The organism is Arthrobacter sp. TMN-50 (assembly GCF_054511125.1).
In genome coordinates, this window is the sequence record NZ_JBTNDG010000006.1 from 133139 (window position 1) to 148593 (window position 15455).

Genomic DNA, 15455 nt, shown 5'->3' on the forward strand with positions numbered 1-15455 from the left:
GGAAATGGAACAAGACAGCAAACTGATCTTAGTCACCGGTGCCACCGGATATATCGGCGGACGGCTGGTGTCCCGCCTCGTTGCCGAAGGTCACACGGTGCGCGTGCTGGTGCGGTCCCCACAGAAGCTCAAGGACGTCCCCTGGGCGTCTTCGGTGGAGGTAGTGAAGGGCGACCTTGAGGATGAGGCATCGCTCATCGAAGCCTGCGCAGGGGTGGACACCCTGTACTACCTCGTCCACTCGATGGGGACCGGGAAGGGCTTCGAAACCAAGGAGTCGAAAATTGCCTCGATGGTGTCGAAGGCAGCCACCAAGGCCGGTGTCGTGCGGATGGTCTACCTGGGCGGCCTGCACCCCGAAAACGTCAAATTGTCCACCCACATGCGCTCCCGCGAGGAGGTGGGACGGATTCTCCTGGAATCCGGAACGCCCACCATCGCCTATCAGGCCGGTGTGGTCATCGGCTCCGGATCGGCTTCGTTCGAAATGATCAGGCACCTCGCTGACGTGCTTCCCGTGATGCCAGCGCCCAAGTGGGTGCTCAACAGGATTGAGCCCATCGCCGTCCGGGACGTGCTCCACTATCTGATGGGCGCGCTCACCCTGCCGACCGACCTCAACCGGACCTTCGATATTGGCTCGCGGAACGTGCTGTCCTACGCCGAGATGATGAACCAGTACGCAGTCGGGGCCGGACTGCCGCGACGCAAGATCCTCGCACTACCGGTGCTGACCCCCCGCCTCGCAGGCCATTGGGTCAACCTCGTGACACCCATCCCACGGGTGATGGCGATGCCGCTGATCGAGTCGCTGCAGCACGACGCGATCACCGCCGAACACGACATCGACGAGTATCTGCCGATTCCCGACGGCGGGCTCACCAACTACCGCACAGCAGTGGACCTGGCGCTAGGCAAAGAACGTGGGGGAGAGGTGGAGACGAGCTGGGCGGGAGCCTCACGCGTTGACACCGCAGCGGATCCGCTGCCCACCGACCCCGAATGGGCCGGGCACACCGTGTTCACCGACGTGCAGGTCTACCAATCCAAGGCGACCCCCGAGCGACTCTGGAAGGTCATCGAGGGTATCGGCGGTGATAATGGCTGGTACTCGTTGCCGGTGGCTTGGGCTGCCCGCGGCTGGATGGACAAACTTGCCGGCGGCGTGGGACTTCGCCGGGGTCGGCGCCATGCGGACCAACTGCTGACCGGCGATCCACTGGACTTCTGGCGGGTCGAGGAAATCATCAAAGGCGAACGGCTCCGGTTACGCGCCGAGATGAAACTCCCCGGCCGCGCCTGGCTGGAAATGTCGGTGAGCCCCGACGGCACCGGCAGCGAGTACACCCAACGTGCAGTGTTCTTCCCGAAGGGTCTCGCCGGCCGGCTGTATTGGCTGGGAGTGCTCCCCTTCCACGGGATCATCTTCAAGTCGATGGCCCGCAACATCTCCGGTAAGGCCGAACGGAGCTAGCAACTGCTGGCCGCGTCGCTAAGCTCTCAGGTCAATACACCTAGCGCAAGGGTGGGACGGTCCGTGGCTTGACCACGGTCCACAGGAAAACCACTCCGGCGCTGATGCAGGCGGCCATCACGCCGCCCATGGTGGTGGCCGAGACACCCAGCAGTCCGACCACCGGGGAGATCGCTCCGGCAAGCCCAAACGTGACCGCACCCAGCAGTGACGCTGCGGTGCCGGCCTGGGCGCCGTGGTTGGCCAGTGCGAGCACCTGCACGCAAGGGAACGTGAATCCGGCCGCCATGATGTAGAACCAGAGAGGCACGACTATCCCCCACAGTCCGAGTCCCAGCTGCGCGAACAGGACAATGAGCAGGGACATCAGCAGCATCGACGCGGTGGAGAAGACCATCACCCACTGGGGGCCGATCCGGCGCAGCACCCGTGAACTGATCTGCACGCCCGCCACAATGCCCAACGAATTCACTGCGAACAGCAAGCCATATTGCTGTTCGCTGAAGTTGTAGGTGCCCTGGAACAGGAACGGGGACGCGGAGAGGTAGGAGAACAGCCCGGAGAAGTTCATGCCACCGACCAGCAGGACGCCGATGAAGATCCGGTCGGTGAGCACTGCCCGGTAGCGTTGCAGGGCGGTGGCGCCCGAGGTCCCCCGCCGCTCCGCGGGAAGCGTCTCCACGAGGAACACCGATACGGCAATGATGACCAGCAACCCGTAGGCGGCAAGGAACCAGAAGATACCGGGCCAGGGCATGACGAGCAGCAGTTGCGATCCGATGACCGGCGCAAAAATCGGGGCCAGCCCATTGACCAGAGCCAGGTAGGACAGCATTCTGACCAGCGGATACCCGCTGAACAGGTCGCGCAGCATGGCCATCGCGACGACGCCACCGCCAGCCGCCCCAACGCCCTGCAGTACGCGGAAGACCATCAACATGGTGATGTCGGTAGCCATGGCGGCGCCCAGGGACGCGAGAATGTGAACACTCGTCGCGAGAATCAGGGGGACTCTGCGCCCCACCTTGTCGCTGAGCGGACCAACGATCAACTGTCCGACGGCGAACCCGACGATTGTGCCGGTGAGCGTCAGCTGCACAGCTGCTTCGGTGACCCCAAGATCGCTCTGCAGCGATGGGAACGCCGGCAGGTAAAGGTCGATGGTGAACGGGCCCAGCGCAGTGAGGGAGCCCAGGATCACCACGTAGATCAGCTTCTGACGCCGGGACAACGAAGCGCCGGGGTGGATTACTGTGCTCAACTGGTGCCTATCCGACCAAGGTTTTTCCTGTGTCACGGGTGGCCCGGGGGCCTCGAAAAATGGGTAAGGAGAACTCGAGCGGTGGCGCGCTGAATCTCATCCTAAAATTGGGGATTGGCAACGCACCACGCTGACGTCAAATTCCATCTTAGGCCGCTTCGCCAGCCGACGGGCACTAAGGGTGCTTGCTATTGAAGTAGGCTTACACGGAATCGGCATTAGCCGCTCAATGGTAATTTTAGGAAAAGGTTAACGCAGCTTGCAGGTCCGCTCACGCGGCCTGTTAGACGAGGGATGGAGGCAGGGCTATGGATAGCTCCGCTAGCACACGTGGCACAAGGACTTCCAGCAAGCCATCGGTCTTTGGACTGGTCAAGCTTCTAGCCAGGCTGACACCTCGCCAGTTCGGCGACGAGTTCGCGATGGCACTCGAGCAGATGAAGCAGAAGGGCATCAAAGCGGGCATCGCTGCAGCATTTCTTGTTGTCGCAGTTGTCTTCCTCGCCTTCCTCGCTGTTGCGCTGATCGTCGCCGCGATTCTCGGCCTGGCCTCCATCATGGACGGCTGGCTGGCAGCGCTGCTGGTGGCGGGTCTGTTCCTGATCGTCATTGCCATTACCGCACTGATTGGGTTCTCCAGATTCAAGAAGGCGTTGCCTCTGCTGCCCGAGGACGCGATCCGCGGCGTGCGTTACGACATCGGCGTTCTGCGTGAAGGCCGAAGTTTCGATCCGGCAACCCTTGACGTCAAAAAGCCTAAAGAAGAAAGGCCCGACGACAAGCCCAAGGATTCCAAGCCCAAGGAGCCGACGCCGTCGTACGGCGAATTGCGCCGTCGGTCCGGGTCGCGCCGTGATCACCTCGCGGATCTGCGGGATGAGCTGGGAAGCGGACTCGACGTCAAAACTCGCTGGAACCGTGCTAAGGCTTCAGCTAAGGTGAGCGCCGACCGGATCGCAGGGCAGGCGCGGTCGGTCATCCCCGAGCGCACTCCCAGCGGACCTCGGGAACACGAGCACAATGTTACTTTGGCCGACCGGTGGAAGCCGCTCTCAGTGGTAGCCGGCTCGGTGGCAGCGATCGTCGTCATGGTGCGAAAACTGGTCTCCCGCTAGAAACGCTCCGCTCGACCGGACATGACGTTCGGGTGTTCCCTCTGCCTGCATAATGGTGGGGGGAGGCGATAGTGATCAGACTCATTGGGGCCGGTGCCAGGCCGGGACACGAGAACGACGAACTGGCGACCTTCTGGACCCTGCCCAACATCATCACGCTCATCAGGTTCCTCGGGGTCCCGTTGTTCGTTTACCTCATCGTGAACAACGAGGACGCCCTCGCGGTCATCACCCTTGTGGTCCTCGGTTCGACCGACTGGGTAGATGGATACATTGCTCGCCGGTTCAACCAGGTGTCCTCAGTCGGTAAGTGGCTCGACCCCATTGCAGATCGCACCGCGCTAATCGTCATTGCAGTGGTTTTCGTGGTGGATGGCATCGCACCCGCCTGGCTGGTCTGGACCATTGTCATCCCGGACGCGATCCTGATCCTCAACGCGCTCATCCTGTTCCGCGGGCCGCTGCACCTTCCGGTCACCAACGTGGGGAAGATCCGCACCGCGCTGCTGCTCACCGGGTCGCCGATGCTCCTGCTGCACCGGGTGCCCGGATTTGACCTGCAGTGGCTGCTCATCACTGCGAATATCCTCCTCATTCTGGGCTGCGTCGGTCACCTCATAGCGTTCTACGGATACTTCAGCGCGGCCCACCGGAAGTATCGCTCGGACGGCAGATCCAGCGGATCTGCCCATCCCGGGACCGTTGATGCGGGTTAGCTGCCTCAGCCCTAGTCGCACAAAGGCTGGCGAATGGTCTGGCTAGCCATTGTGCTGGCCCTGGTCGGTGCGTGTTTCCTCGCCGTCGGAGCCCAGCGTCAGGGCAGTGCCGTGCGGTCCAATACCGGCGGTCTCTCATTGAACTCAAAGGGGTTCGTCCGGTTGCTGCGCAGCCCGCGGTGGGTGCTCGGGCTTATCCTGCTGGTGATGGGCATGGCTTTGAATGTTGTCGCCCTCAGCCTGGCAAGTCTCACAGTGGTGCAACCAATCGGAGCGATCGCTCTGGTGATTACCACCGTCGTAAACTCCAAGGATCAGGGCATCCGGATCAACCGGGCCACCGTCGTCGCTATCGCTGCGTGCGTGAGCGGCAGCGCCCTGTTCGTGTTGCTCGCGGTCAACGTCACACGCGAGAACCATGCGGTGCTTCCGGAGCAGGAACTGGTCACCGTGCTTCTGCTGGCGATTGCCGTCGCCCTGTTCGGATCCCTGGCGGTACTTTTTCGGCGCCGGCTCGGCGCCTTCGCCTACATTCTGGGGGCCGGGGTGCTATTCGGCTTTGTCGCAGTGCTCACGAAGATTATCGCTACCCACCTGTTGGATCCCAATGGGCAGTTCCTTCTGAACGTGCCGCCCTACACGCTGGTGGCGATTGCTGTGGCGGCTGCCCTTGGCTCCTGGTTCGTGCAGAGTGCCTACGCAACCGGTCCGCCGGACCTGGTGATCGCCGGACTGACGGTCATTGATCCGATAGTGGGGATCGCGGTGGGCGTTGTGATTCTGGGGGAGCTGGAACCCGACGTGGAATCCGTCATCGCCATTGCCATGGGAATGGCAGCATTGGTTGCTATTGTGGGGGTCATCGCGCTGTCCCGCCATCATCCCGATGTGTTGGAGCGTCGAAATGAAGTACGACGTCGGCGCTAGCTGAGCCTAATCTGTCCAGCAGCCGTATCCGCCAGTCACCCACAGAGGAATCCACCGTGAGCCACCCGGCCGATAAATTGCCCTTGACCATTCTGATTGCCGCGGAGACCTATCCACCCAACATTAACGGGGCGGCGCAGTTCGGCTACCGGCTGGCCAAGGGAATGCACTCCCGCGGGCATAATGTCCACGTGCTCGCGCCGAGTACCCAGAACGGCAAGAGTTTTACCGAGGCGGACGGCGAGTGGCCGGTGCACCGGCTAAAGTCCCACGCCGTTCCCACCCATGATTACTGGCGAATTTGCCTGCCGTGGGAGATCAAACGGGACATCAGCATGCTCTTTGACCGCGTGCAGCCCGATGTGGTGCACATTCAGTGCCACTACATGGTGGGCGAATACACCCTCTATGAGGCGGTTAAGCGCGGCATCCGCGTGGTTGCCACCAATCACTTCATGCCTGAGAACCTGAATCCGTTCCTGCCCTTCCCCGAGTGGTTCAAGAAAATCGTTGCGAAGAATTCGTGGCGCGACATGGGCAAAGTTATGAGTAAGGCGGCCGTGGTCACCACTCCCACCCCGCTGGCCGCGAAGGCGATGCATGAGCACGCGTTCCTGCGTAAAGTGCTGCCCCTGTCCAACGGCATCGACTCGGCCGCCTACGAACCAAGACCGGGTGAAGCTCTTGAGCCCGAGGATCACCCCACGGTTCTCTTCGTCGGACGCCTTGCCGAGGAAAAGCATGTTGATGTCCTGATCGACGCCATCGCCAAAACCCCACCAGCGCTCAACGTCCACCTCGAGATTGTGGGTGGTGGCGAGGTGAAGGCTGCACTCCAGGCGCAGGTTGCCCGACTCGGTCTGGTTGAGCGAGTGGTGTTCCGCGGGTTGATCACGGATGAGGAGCTCCGGCGGACCTACCTGAGGGCGGCATTGTTTTGCCAGCCAGGGACCGCCGAGTTGCAATCCCTGGTGACACTTGAGGCGATGTCGGCCTCAACCCCGGTACTGCTCGCCAACGCGATGGCGCTGCCCCACCTGGTGGACCACGGCGTCAATGGGTACCTGTTCACCCCACACGACAGCACCGAGTTGGCCGACCGGATCACCCAGTTGCTCAACCTTCCCGCCGCCGATCTCGACCGGATGGGCAAGGCCAGCCGGTCGATGGTGGACGTCCACTCACTCACCGCTACGCTGGCCACGTTCGAGGGCCTGTACTACGGCGATTCGCGGGCCTCCGAAGTCGTGTAGGCGTCCCGTCCGTGGGGTTTCCCGCCACGCGAGTGGTGTCAGTCGAATGGACGTCTGAGAAGTGGGGTCTTTGGAATAACCTGGGTGTCGCTAGAATAAACAGTGCGCTTCGGCGTCATGGTGCGGGGCTGTAGCTCAGCTGGTTAGAGCAGCGGACTCATAATCCGTTTGTCCTGGGTTCAAGCCCCAGCAGCCCTACCGAAAAGAGCCCCTGGCCTGCGGAAACGCGGATCAGGGGCTCTTTGCTTTGGGAGTCTGAGGCAGGCGTCCACCGGAAACCCACCGAATTCAATCCAGGCGCTGACCAAACGCTTCCAGCAGAACGGTGTTGTCCGGCGCCACATGGGTCTTCTGCACGTAGTGCTTCCGGGTGACGTTCTCGCTGGAATGGCCAAGCTGTGCTGATGCCGACGCCATGCCTGAGGAGGCCTCCAGCATGGTTCCTACAGTCTTCCGGAAGGTATGGGGGGTAACCCACTGAAACCCGAGCTCGTCCCGCGCAGCGCGCCATTGCTTACGGAAGTTGTTCGGATCCCGGAGAGAACCGACCGCGGATGGGAAGACGACGTCCCAGGGGTTGGCCTCCAAGCGGCCAAGCTGCCGCCTCAGGAGCATTTCCACCGCGAAAGGTGGGAGTGAGTACCTCTGCCGGGAATTGGTGCTCTTAGGGTGGTCCTGGATGGTCAGGCCTTGTCCCGGCATATAGACGATGGTCCCGTTGACGGTGACTGTCGGCCGCTCTGCCTTCAGGTCAATGTCCTGCCAGCGAATCGCTAAAGCCTCGCCGATGCGGGCACCGGTGGCCAGCATGAGGTCGACGACGTCGAGCATGTCGACGGTGGGGTAGCGGCCTGCCTGCGTCTTGTTGGCTTCCCAGTGTCGAAGGCCGGCACGGAGCGCTCCGACCTCGGGTACTGTGAGCGCCCGGACCTCCTTGTGGTTCGTCGGGATCGTGGCGACGTCGCGGAGCGGATTACCGTCCAGGGCGCCGTGCCGGGCTGCGAGACCCAGCATGCCTGACAGGACGGTTCTGCAAAGCTTCGCCGTGGCGTTGCCGTGCTTGGTCCTCATGGTCTTCAGGAAACGGTCCAGGGTGGAAACGTTTGCTTCCCGGACCCGGAGGCCGCCAACGCCCGGGCCGACGTAGTTGTCCATGATGTCCTTGTATCGCCGGCGGGTGTTGAGAGCACGGCCGATGTCCTCGAACTCGGCCCACCAAATAGCGGCCAGCTTCGTGATCCGCATGTCCCCGGTCAGCGCCCGCTCCAGGTCTCGTTCAGCGACTTCGCCGGTGAGTCCCAGGAACTCGAACGCGTACGGGTCCTTAATGTCGGCGCGTCTGAGCCAAAAAGCCCAGCAGTAACCATGTCCTTGACCGACGGCCCCATGTTTTGAGGGGAATCGGATTCCCATGGGGTATGACCCATCATCAAGGATTTGGTCCCTGATCCAGGATGCAAGGACTGTCGTTACCTCGCGTCGGCCACCGGTGATTTCAGCCAAAGTCAGAGTGTCCTCGACATCGATGCTGTACAGCAGGCTGCTGAGAGCATCATTGAGGGCTGCCAGGGTGTCGGCATGGGAAATATCAACCCAATGACCGTCCCCGAAATCCAAGGTGTAGAGCAGCCGCCCGTCACGCCAGTTAGCGGGAATCCATCCAGGAACCATGTGCCCGTTGGCATGCCATTGCTCTTCAACTTCTTGCCGGATCACTTCAAGGGATTCACCGAAGAAGGCCGCGGTCTTCTTCAAATACTCTGCATGCGAGGCGGTCATTCGCGCCCACGACAATGCCTCGAGGAACGCAGTCTTGGGATCTTCGGCTGCGTATACGGTGCGCCCGGGCGTATCGAAGCGGTACCACTGGGACCGGTCATCGCTCGGAAGGCCGCGCTCTTGCGGGTTTAGTGGGCCGTAGGATTCTTTGGCCACACGATAAGCCGAAACCGGTCCGGCGACGAGAGCAAGACCAGTTCTCTCGCAGGTCCGCATTAACCGATGAACCCGTCGTCGACCATTGCGGCGGCGGCTGCTGCAGTTTCACGATACTTATCGGCTCGGATGGCATCAATGGGTGAGTCGTGCCCGAGCCAAGGGTTAGCACCGATGAACCACATGCGTGCGACATGTTCACCTTCGGCATCGGAAATCAGGATCCATTGGGCGTAGGCGAACTGAAGACGTTTCACCGCGGACGCGTTAGGGGTTGGGCCATCTTGCTGTGCCCACTTGTAGCTGATCTTCCGGTCTTTACTACCGGCTAGCGCGGCTACGAGGGTTGCACCAAGGGCAGCATTCAAGCGTCGGACAATCTCGCGGATTCCGAGTCTGGCTGTCCGAGCATGAGCAGTTCCTGATGTAGTTGCGATACTTATGGTCTACTGGCTCCCTTACGTGACAGATACCAATCTACCGCCTTATCCTCATTAAAAGCGACACTTAATCGACTCATCATCGAAAACTACATAATGCCGGACGGATCCCGCGAGGCCTGCGTAGTGGAATGTTATTGGCGTTTAACGATAACAAGATACATCTGATGTGACCGTGCCCCCTCTGCGGGTCCATGCTGGCCGACAATAGTTCGAGGGCCACGAAACCCGCCCATGAGGAGCAGATAACCAGCGGGCCTTCGGGCACTTGCACTTCGCTCTAAGCTGTCCAGGGCTGGGGGCAGGTCGGGTTATCCACGGCTTGGAATGGGAGCAAATCAATGGCTCCCCGATCGTAGTAGCGGTGGATAACTCACGAGAGCTGTCCCCAGCGGTGGGCAGCGGGCTAAAAAAAGGTGCACGCCTCACACTGACCGGCACGGCTCCACCACCCGGGACGAGCTCAATACGCTTCTTGTATCCTGGTTTGCTACCGGCACTCATGAACCTCGGCTACTGGCCAAATTTGCTTATGCCCGTTTTTGCCGTCCGACGATGGCGGGGTAAACCAACCAAAGTAGGGCTGCGACGACGAACAGGCTCACGCCTGCCGTTCGGCCAAGCACGATGTCAAAGACCAGGGCAGCACCGCCGGCCGCGAGGACGGCAATGCCCAGCAGCGATAAGCGCACCAGCACGGCACTGTGTTCAACTATCTGCCGCTTAAGGCGACGCCGGAACAAAGACCGGTGAAGACCGATCGGTGCCAGCAGCACAACAACCATCACCGCAGCGACGATCACCAGGACCAGATAGGCGACACGCTGAACGTCGTCGAGGTCTTCGAACGTGGGCTGAAACGGGATTGTGAACAAAAAAGCAATAAGAATTTGTGTCCCCGTCTGCATCACCCGCAGTTCCTGCAGCAATTCATTCCAGTTGCGATCCGACTGCTCCTCAAGGGTTTCTTGCCGTCCTCGTCCACGATAGCCTTGGCGGTTGGTTTTTCCATCAGTTGGCCCTCTATCTATTGCAATCCCTCTAAGCGCGCAGGACATCTGGATCTCTTCCCCACTGGATAGGGTCGAATGTCCAGATCGATGACCTTTGAGTGCATATACGAGGACCCTATTTCTACATCAGGCAGCCTAGGTATTTCCCATGGAATGGACCGGATACTTATGCCAGAGGAGCCGATGGTACCGGGACCACCATTGCTGCCTTTGGGAGCCGTGTCCATACCGGCATCCTGAGCGGAGCCGTCTTACGCCCCTACGGAAGACGGCCCCGTTCGGGGCTCACTTCTATGTGGAACAGATTGCCGCAGCCCAGGGCAGTGCCTGGCGATAGCAATGGGTGGCGCTGAACCGGGCGACGCACAATAATTAGGTATGGAGCCAGCACACCAATCGAAACCCCTCACGCAGTTGCAGCGGAACTCCTCACCGGTACCAAGTCGCCGGCATTCTACGAAACGGGTTCAGACGACGGACTCGAACAGCGAGCTGCGAAGACTCACTGCCCGTCGGTTAGATTCGCTAACCAAACTGGAGCGCCGGATACGTCACGATCACTGACCGGTCCAGCAGGATTAGTCCCCACGGCTTCAGGAATCAGGGAAACGGGACCAATCCCGATCCGATCGCCAGTTTCTGGCTGGCTACCTGCTTGGCAAGTGACCGGGATGTCGTGCTAGCAATCTGGTTGACGTATCAGCCATTATCGGCCTATCGAGGCAGGAATGAGGTGTCGTGTTGCAACCTGGCTCAGTTTTTCGCGTAGCTCTGCCTCGGGGCGGGGGTGAAGTGGGTGGTTGCCGGCGCCGAGTTGATCGACTGGACGATCCGTTCCGCCAGCGCACGCAGTTTGATCTGTTGATGCCTGGCAGCCCGCCGGAGTATTTGAACGGCTTCAGCCTGAGTGCAGTGGTTCTGAGCGATAATGATTCCGACAGCCATGTCAATGTTCGTGCGTGATTCCAGGGCTGCATGCAGATCGGCCGCAGCGTCTTGATAGAAGGCCAGTTTCAGGGCCAGCTCAAGGCTGCTTGCGGCCTCACCAGTGTACTGTTCAAAACGTTCAACAACGTTCGGGGTGAAAACCCCGGGCTTGCGACTGTAGAGGTTGAGCCCGACCCCGTTGTCTCCACCGATCATCACGGGTATGGCAAGGATTGAGGCGATACCCTGGTCTTCTAAAGCTTCGAAGCGCTCCGGCCATCGCGTATCGCTACGGACATCTTCGACAACAACAGGCTGGCCGGTCCGGGCAGCTTGGGTGCGAGGACCTTCGCCGCAATCGTGCTGAACCTCATTGAGTTCAATAGCCTCGCCGCTACTGCCTGCGGTCACGATCCGGTCCCTTCGGTTGAGGGTGATCCCACACAGAAGCTCGACCTCCGGGCCCAGGATTTTGGAGGCGTGCACAGTGAACGCTTCGAGGAACACCTCGACATTCTCGGACCGCAGCATCAGCTCCTGAAGCTGCGCCGCAACCGACCCCTCGCCCTGGCCTTCTGCCATGGCTACAGTTTAGAACCGGCAGCACCACACACTAAGGTATGTGGAGCATATTTTCGTTGACACAACGAAAGCTGGCATGACAAAGAGGCAGTTTTCCTACGAACACGTCTGGCCCTCGGCTAACCTTTAGTGAGCTGGGATATTCATTGATATCGCTGGGAACCATACGCCCTCTGGTGGGCAGGGCAGCTGGTCCCCACGAAGCGAGTTGAAGGTTATTCATGGATGCACGAACACAGCAGCAGCTCACCGTCGCCGGTGCGACCCAGACCCGAATGGAACCGGTCCAGTTGTGGATTGAGTACTTCGCCCGGGGCGGGACACTGTCCCAGTTGGAACTGGACGCCTACCTGGCCGGCGTGCAAACCATTCCCTCACTGGAACGCGATGTCTTCGCCCTGACCCTTAACGAGATTCTGCAGAGCACCACTTCGCAGTACCGCGTCCCTTACAGCACCGATGCTGAGGTCACCAATACTGAAAGTACGGGTCAGATGGTTTCTGGGAGCCTCAATCAGGCGCAAAACATTGTGGATCAGGCGCTGAGCGATCTGGGGGCCGCTGGCGTGTCCTTCCTCCTGCCCGGGGAGGCCGAATCTCAGCGGCTGCTGGCCGTTGACCAGACCGGCCTGGTCGACACCGCCGCCGAGGAACGCTTCGACCGGATCACCCGCCAAGCCCAAGAACGCTTCGGTGTCAGCTCTGTAAGCGTTGCCCTGATCACTGACCGGAGGCAGTTCCTCAAATCAGTCGTCGGACCACTCAGCCGGAACACGCCCCGGGACGTTGCGCTGTGCAATGAAACTATCCGCCGGGCCGGTCCTCTGATCATCAACGACACACTGGCCGATCCGCGATTCAAGAACAATCCACTGGTCACAGGCGAACCGCACATTCGCTTCTACGCCGGGTACCCGATATTTGGGACTAAAGGGTGGGCCGTTGGCACTTTGTGCATCATTGACCAGACCCCCCGAGTCTTTTCTGCCGAAGACCAGCAAGAACTCAAAGCCCTAGCAATGATCATCCAACAGGAAATCAACAACTGAGGATGGACTTCGGGGTCGAATCGCACCATTGAATGGTAACGATGTGCTGCTGGGTGTTTGAGGCGGGTCATCCACTTGTGGGCGGGTAGATCCATGCGACCAGCTCAAGCCGTCCACCTGTGGGAGAGCCGCAGCAGCGTGAGACTGTCCGCGCGCAACCAAAGCAGGAGACCACGGATACGCGTTTGACGGGGTTTCGTCCCTGAGCTGAGTGGCAGTTTCGTTGACATTCACATCGGGGCTCAGAGTGTTTACTTGTTGGCGGTGTTTTCGCGGAGGATGGTAATGCGAGCGGGTAGGTCCCTTGATGGGGCATGATCTCCCGGAGGCAAGCAGCACGGACGCGGACCTTGAATACATCGAGAGTTTGGCTGTAAACCATCGGGAAGAACAACCTCGGCAGATGTCATGGATCCCATTCTCCCGACGTCGGCCACTGTGTCACGATCAGTGAGCCAATCTCGGAATCTGACCGAAGTAGCAGAGAGCAATCCAATTCTGGTTCTGCAAGTGGGGGGGGGGCCCGCCGCCGGGACTTACGGCTCTGTCCACGGAAAGGTGTTAGGTCTACTGTGGGAGAAGTCGGGCCAGCACGTATGGGGCGAGTGATGGCCGGGTAAGTGTCAGCATTGGGGTCTGGTGCGGATCGTCTTCACTGGGGGGTGAAGACGGCTTCAGGTTCCGTCTGGGCTGCTGGGTGTTTTTCGGACAGCGGAGTTAGTGCTTTCTCTTACGCTGCTTGGTGCGGCTGCTGATAACTGTAGTGGACATCAATGGGGTTCTGGTCATCGAGGCGGATTGCGGTCGGTGGCTGTTGTAACGAAGCTTTCTAGGAACGGACGCGAGATAGGCCACAGCTGCGAAGGCCGGACAACTTGTGGCTCTTAGTAGCCCGGAGAAGCCATACCTCAAAACGCTCGGCCAGGCTACAACCGGTGATCGGTTCACGATCACCCAAGGACTCGAAATGGGAGGCCACCGCCGCTCTCATCTCAGGACCGTCACCCCCATCACCGCCTAACCGCAAACCTGATTGACGTACTAGACCTTTATCGGCGTTAGGCACTGGACAGTAAACCGGTGGGGCCCGGGGTGAGTACTCAGGCTTGGCATGAGTCTCGGCGATCGTTGTTTCGTGAGTGCGCCTGCTACCGTTCCTCCATCATCACTTGAGCCTTGGGGGATCCATGTCCAATCTATCGTCAGGCGAATTGCCCGAACCAGGGAAACCAAAGAAGAAGCCGCGAGGCTTTGCCTCGCGTGTGTGGCTCGCCGGCTTGGGCTTGGTGTTCATTGCGGTTCTCCCAACAGAGGCGTTCGTTGTCAGTCTCTTGGTGGCGGGCGGTATCTTGTGGGTGCTGTTGGACATGGTCAAGCAGTATAAGAAGGCGTTCGGAGCCTCAGCCGAAGGACTTGGGATCAGTGGGCAGAACACCTACCGGACCAGTATGGGTGCCCCGCCGGTGCCAGCTGCCGGGTTGAAGCTTTATGCGGACGAGGTGTACGTGGCCAACACCCAAATGATGACCGATCTACACCGCATCGGAGCCATGGACCTTCTGGCCCGTGAACAGCGGGTCGCGGACCTGAACGTTGAGGTTGCCGCCATGGAGCGGAACCTCAGGACAGCGCGCGATGAGCTTGGGTCGGTTCGAGGTGAGGTGCTGGATGTCCGGGAGGTGGCCGAACGGCACAACGTCGGGTTCTACGACTACGAGCACCCAGCTGAAACCTCGATCAAACTAGCTGACGAGTTGGCCACGGTTCGGGCGCGGATCAAGGACACCTTGAAGCAGAAGAATGCTGTCTCGGCTGTCTCGGGATTTACGTTTAATGGGTCGACGAAGGAAGGCGACAAGTTTGTTCGGGACCTTTCTGCATTGCTCCTACGTGCGTACAATGCCGAAGCCGAGAACTGTGTGAAGACGGTGAAGGCCGGAAACTTGCACACCGCTCGGTCCCGTCTGCAGAAGTCACGGGAACAGATAGCCAAGCGCGGCACCATGATCGGGCTCAGTGTCACTGACTCCTTTCATGCCCTACGTGAACACGAACTCGAACTTGCCGCACGGCATCTGCAGGCTCTGGCAATTCAGAAGCAGCTCGAGGCTGAGGCGCGGGCTGAAGCTCGCGAGACCGCCAAAGCCCAGCGCGAGTGGGAAGCGCTGAAAGCCAAGCAGCAGAAGGAGGTCAGCCACTACATGACCGTGCTCCTGCAACTGCAAGAAGCAGGCGACCTCGAAGGTGTTCAGCGCGTTCAGGACCAGCTGGAGGAAGCCGAAGCCAAACTAGCGGACGCGGAAGACAACGCGCTAAACACTCGCGCTGGCTACGTCTACGTCATCTCGAACCTCGGTGCCTTCGGCGAAGGTGTGGTCAAGGTTGGTATGACCCGGCGACTGAACCCCATGGAACGTGTACGCGAACTCGGGGATGCCTCCGTGCCGTTCTTGTTCGATGTACATGCCCTGTTTTTCTCCAAGGACGCTGTCGGCATCGAAAGTATGTTGCATCGCCATTTCGCTGCCGAACGGGTCAACTTGGTGAACCTTCGGCGGGAGTACTTCTACGCCACCCCAGCGCAGGTCAAGGAGGCTCTCGTGGAACACAGCGTCGAACTCGTTGAATACAGAGAAGAAGCACCCGCCGAAGAATTCACCACCTCGAAAGACCTGCGGCAAGCCATCCCATTCGCAGGTGCTGCGTAGGCGGGTCCGGGGAAGCTCCCCGACGATCTACCGATTCATGAGTTAACAGCGACTT

General features: G+C 60.1%; 12 protein-coding genes and 1 tRNA gene. 8 read left to right on the forward strand and 5 right to left on the reverse strand.

Annotated elements, in window-relative coordinates:
* The first annotated feature begins 4 nt into the window (after window positions 1–4).
* Window positions 5–1474, forward strand: coding sequence for an SDR family oxidoreductase (locus ACX80A_RS09665; RefSeq protein WP_459259490.1), 1470 nt, complete (start codon window positions 5–7; stop codon window positions 1472–1474).
* Between the two features lie 40 nt (window positions 1475–1514).
* Here ACX80A_RS09665 and ACX80A_RS09670 read toward each other — a convergent pair whose 3' ends face one another.
* Window positions 1515–2735 carry a multidrug effflux MFS transporter gene (locus ACX80A_RS09670; protein ID WP_459259491.1) on the reverse strand — a complete coding sequence of 407 codons (1221 nt, stop codon included), beginning with the start codon at window positions 2733–2735 and terminating at the stop codon, window positions 1515–1517.
* 308 nt (window positions 2736–3043) lie between these two features.
* Here ACX80A_RS09670 and ACX80A_RS09675 point away from each other — a divergent pair, with 308 nt between their 5' ends.
* The 5 genes from ACX80A_RS09675 (at window position 3044) to ACX80A_RS09695 (ending at window position 6944) form a co-directional block, all read left to right on the forward strand.
* On the forward strand, window positions 3044–3850 hold the full coding sequence (locus ACX80A_RS09675) for a phage holin family protein (RefSeq protein WP_459259492.1): 807 nt from the start codon (window positions 3044–3046) through the stop codon (window positions 3848–3850).
* A 71-nt stretch (window positions 3851–3921) separates the two neighbouring features.
* Window positions 3922–4566 carry a CDP-alcohol phosphatidyltransferase family protein gene (locus ACX80A_RS09680; protein ID WP_459259493.1) on the forward strand — a complete coding sequence of 215 codons (645 nt, stop codon included), beginning with the start codon at window positions 3922–3924 and terminating at the stop codon, window positions 4564–4566.
* A 33-nt stretch (window positions 4567–4599) separates the two neighbouring features.
* The gene (locus tag ACX80A_RS09685) at window positions 4600–5493 is read left to right on the forward strand and encodes a DMT family transporter (protein WP_459259494.1); all 894 of its coding nucleotides are present in this window, start codon (window positions 4600–4602) and stop codon (window positions 5491–5493) included.
* 56 nt (window positions 5494–5549) lie between these two features.
* Window positions 5550–6746, forward strand: coding sequence for a glycosyltransferase (locus ACX80A_RS09690; RefSeq protein ID WP_459259495.1), 1197 nt, complete (start codon window positions 5550–5552; stop codon window positions 6744–6746).
* Between the two features lie 124 nt (window positions 6747–6870).
* Window positions 6871–6944, forward strand: a tRNA-Ile gene (locus tag ACX80A_RS09695).
* 90 nt (window positions 6945–7034) lie between these two features.
* Here the strand turns inward: ACX80A_RS09695 and ACX80A_RS09700 are convergent.
* The 4 genes from ACX80A_RS09700 to ACX80A_RS09715 all read right to left on the reverse strand — a co-directional run bounded on the left by ACX80A_RS09700 (window position 7035) and on the right by ACX80A_RS09715 (window position 11643).
* Entirely contained in the window at window positions 7035–8681 is a 1647-nt protein-coding gene (locus tag ACX80A_RS09700) for a tyrosine-type recombinase/integrase (protein ID WP_459259496.1), read from the reverse strand.
* 59 nt (window positions 8682–8740) lie between these two features.
* Window positions 8741–8938, reverse strand: a complete 198-nt coding sequence (locus tag ACX80A_RS09705; RefSeq protein ID WP_459259497.1) for a hypothetical protein — start codon at window positions 8936–8938, stop codon at window positions 8741–8743.
* Window positions 8939–9651: 713 nt separating this feature from the next.
* Entirely contained in the window at window positions 9652–10179 is a 528-nt protein-coding gene (locus ACX80A_RS09710) for a DUF6328 family protein (protein WP_459259498.1), read from the reverse strand.
* Window positions 10180–10887: 708 nt separating this feature from the next.
* Window positions 10888–11643, reverse strand: coding sequence for a GAF and ANTAR domain-containing protein (locus tag ACX80A_RS09715; protein ID WP_459259499.1), 756 nt, complete (start codon window positions 11641–11643; stop codon window positions 10888–10890).
* 221 nt (window positions 11644–11864) lie between these two features.
* Between ACX80A_RS09715 and ACX80A_RS09720 the strand changes: the two genes are divergently transcribed.
* A complete protein-coding gene (locus ACX80A_RS09720; RefSeq protein WP_459259500.1) occupies window positions 11865–12692 on the forward strand; it encodes a GAF domain-containing protein in 828 nt (275 codons plus the stop codon).
* Between the two features lie 1187 nt (window positions 12693–13879).
* Window positions 13880–15400 (forward strand): DUF4041 domain-containing protein, encoded by a 1521-nt coding sequence (locus ACX80A_RS09725; RefSeq protein WP_459259501.1) that lies wholly within the window; start codon window positions 13880–13882, stop codon window positions 15398–15400.
* Window positions 15401–15455 lie beyond the last annotated feature (55 nt).

What these genes read in the sequence shown, in the direction of transcription:
- ACX80A_RS09665 (WP_459259490.1), top strand. Translation starts at nt 5, where the DNA reads ATGGAACAAGACAGCAAACTGATCTTAGTCACCGGTGCCACCGGATAT.
- ACX80A_RS09675 (WP_459259492.1), top strand. Translation starts at nt 3,044, where the DNA reads ATGGATAGCTCCGCTAGCACACGTGGCACAAGGACTTCCAGCAAGCCA.
- ACX80A_RS09685 (WP_459259494.1), top strand. Translation starts at nt 4,600, where the DNA reads ATGGTCTGGCTAGCCATTGTGCTGGCCCTGGTCGGTGCGTGTTTCCTC.
- ACX80A_RS09710 (WP_459259498.1), bottom strand. Translation starts at nt 10,179, where the DNA reads ATGTCCTGCGCGCTTAGAGGGATTGCAATAGATAGAGGGCCAACTGAT.
- ACX80A_RS09715 (WP_459259499.1), bottom strand. Translation starts at nt 11,643, where the DNA reads ATGGCAGAAGGCCAGGGCGAGGGGTCGGTTGCGGCGCAGCTTCAGGAG.
- ACX80A_RS09720 (WP_459259500.1), top strand. Translation starts at nt 11,865, where the DNA reads ATGGATGCACGAACACAGCAGCAGCTCACCGTCGCCGGTGCGACCCAG.
- ACX80A_RS09725 (WP_459259501.1), top strand. Translation starts at nt 13,880, where the DNA reads ATGTCCAATCTATCGTCAGGCGAATTGCCCGAACCAGGGAAACCAAAG.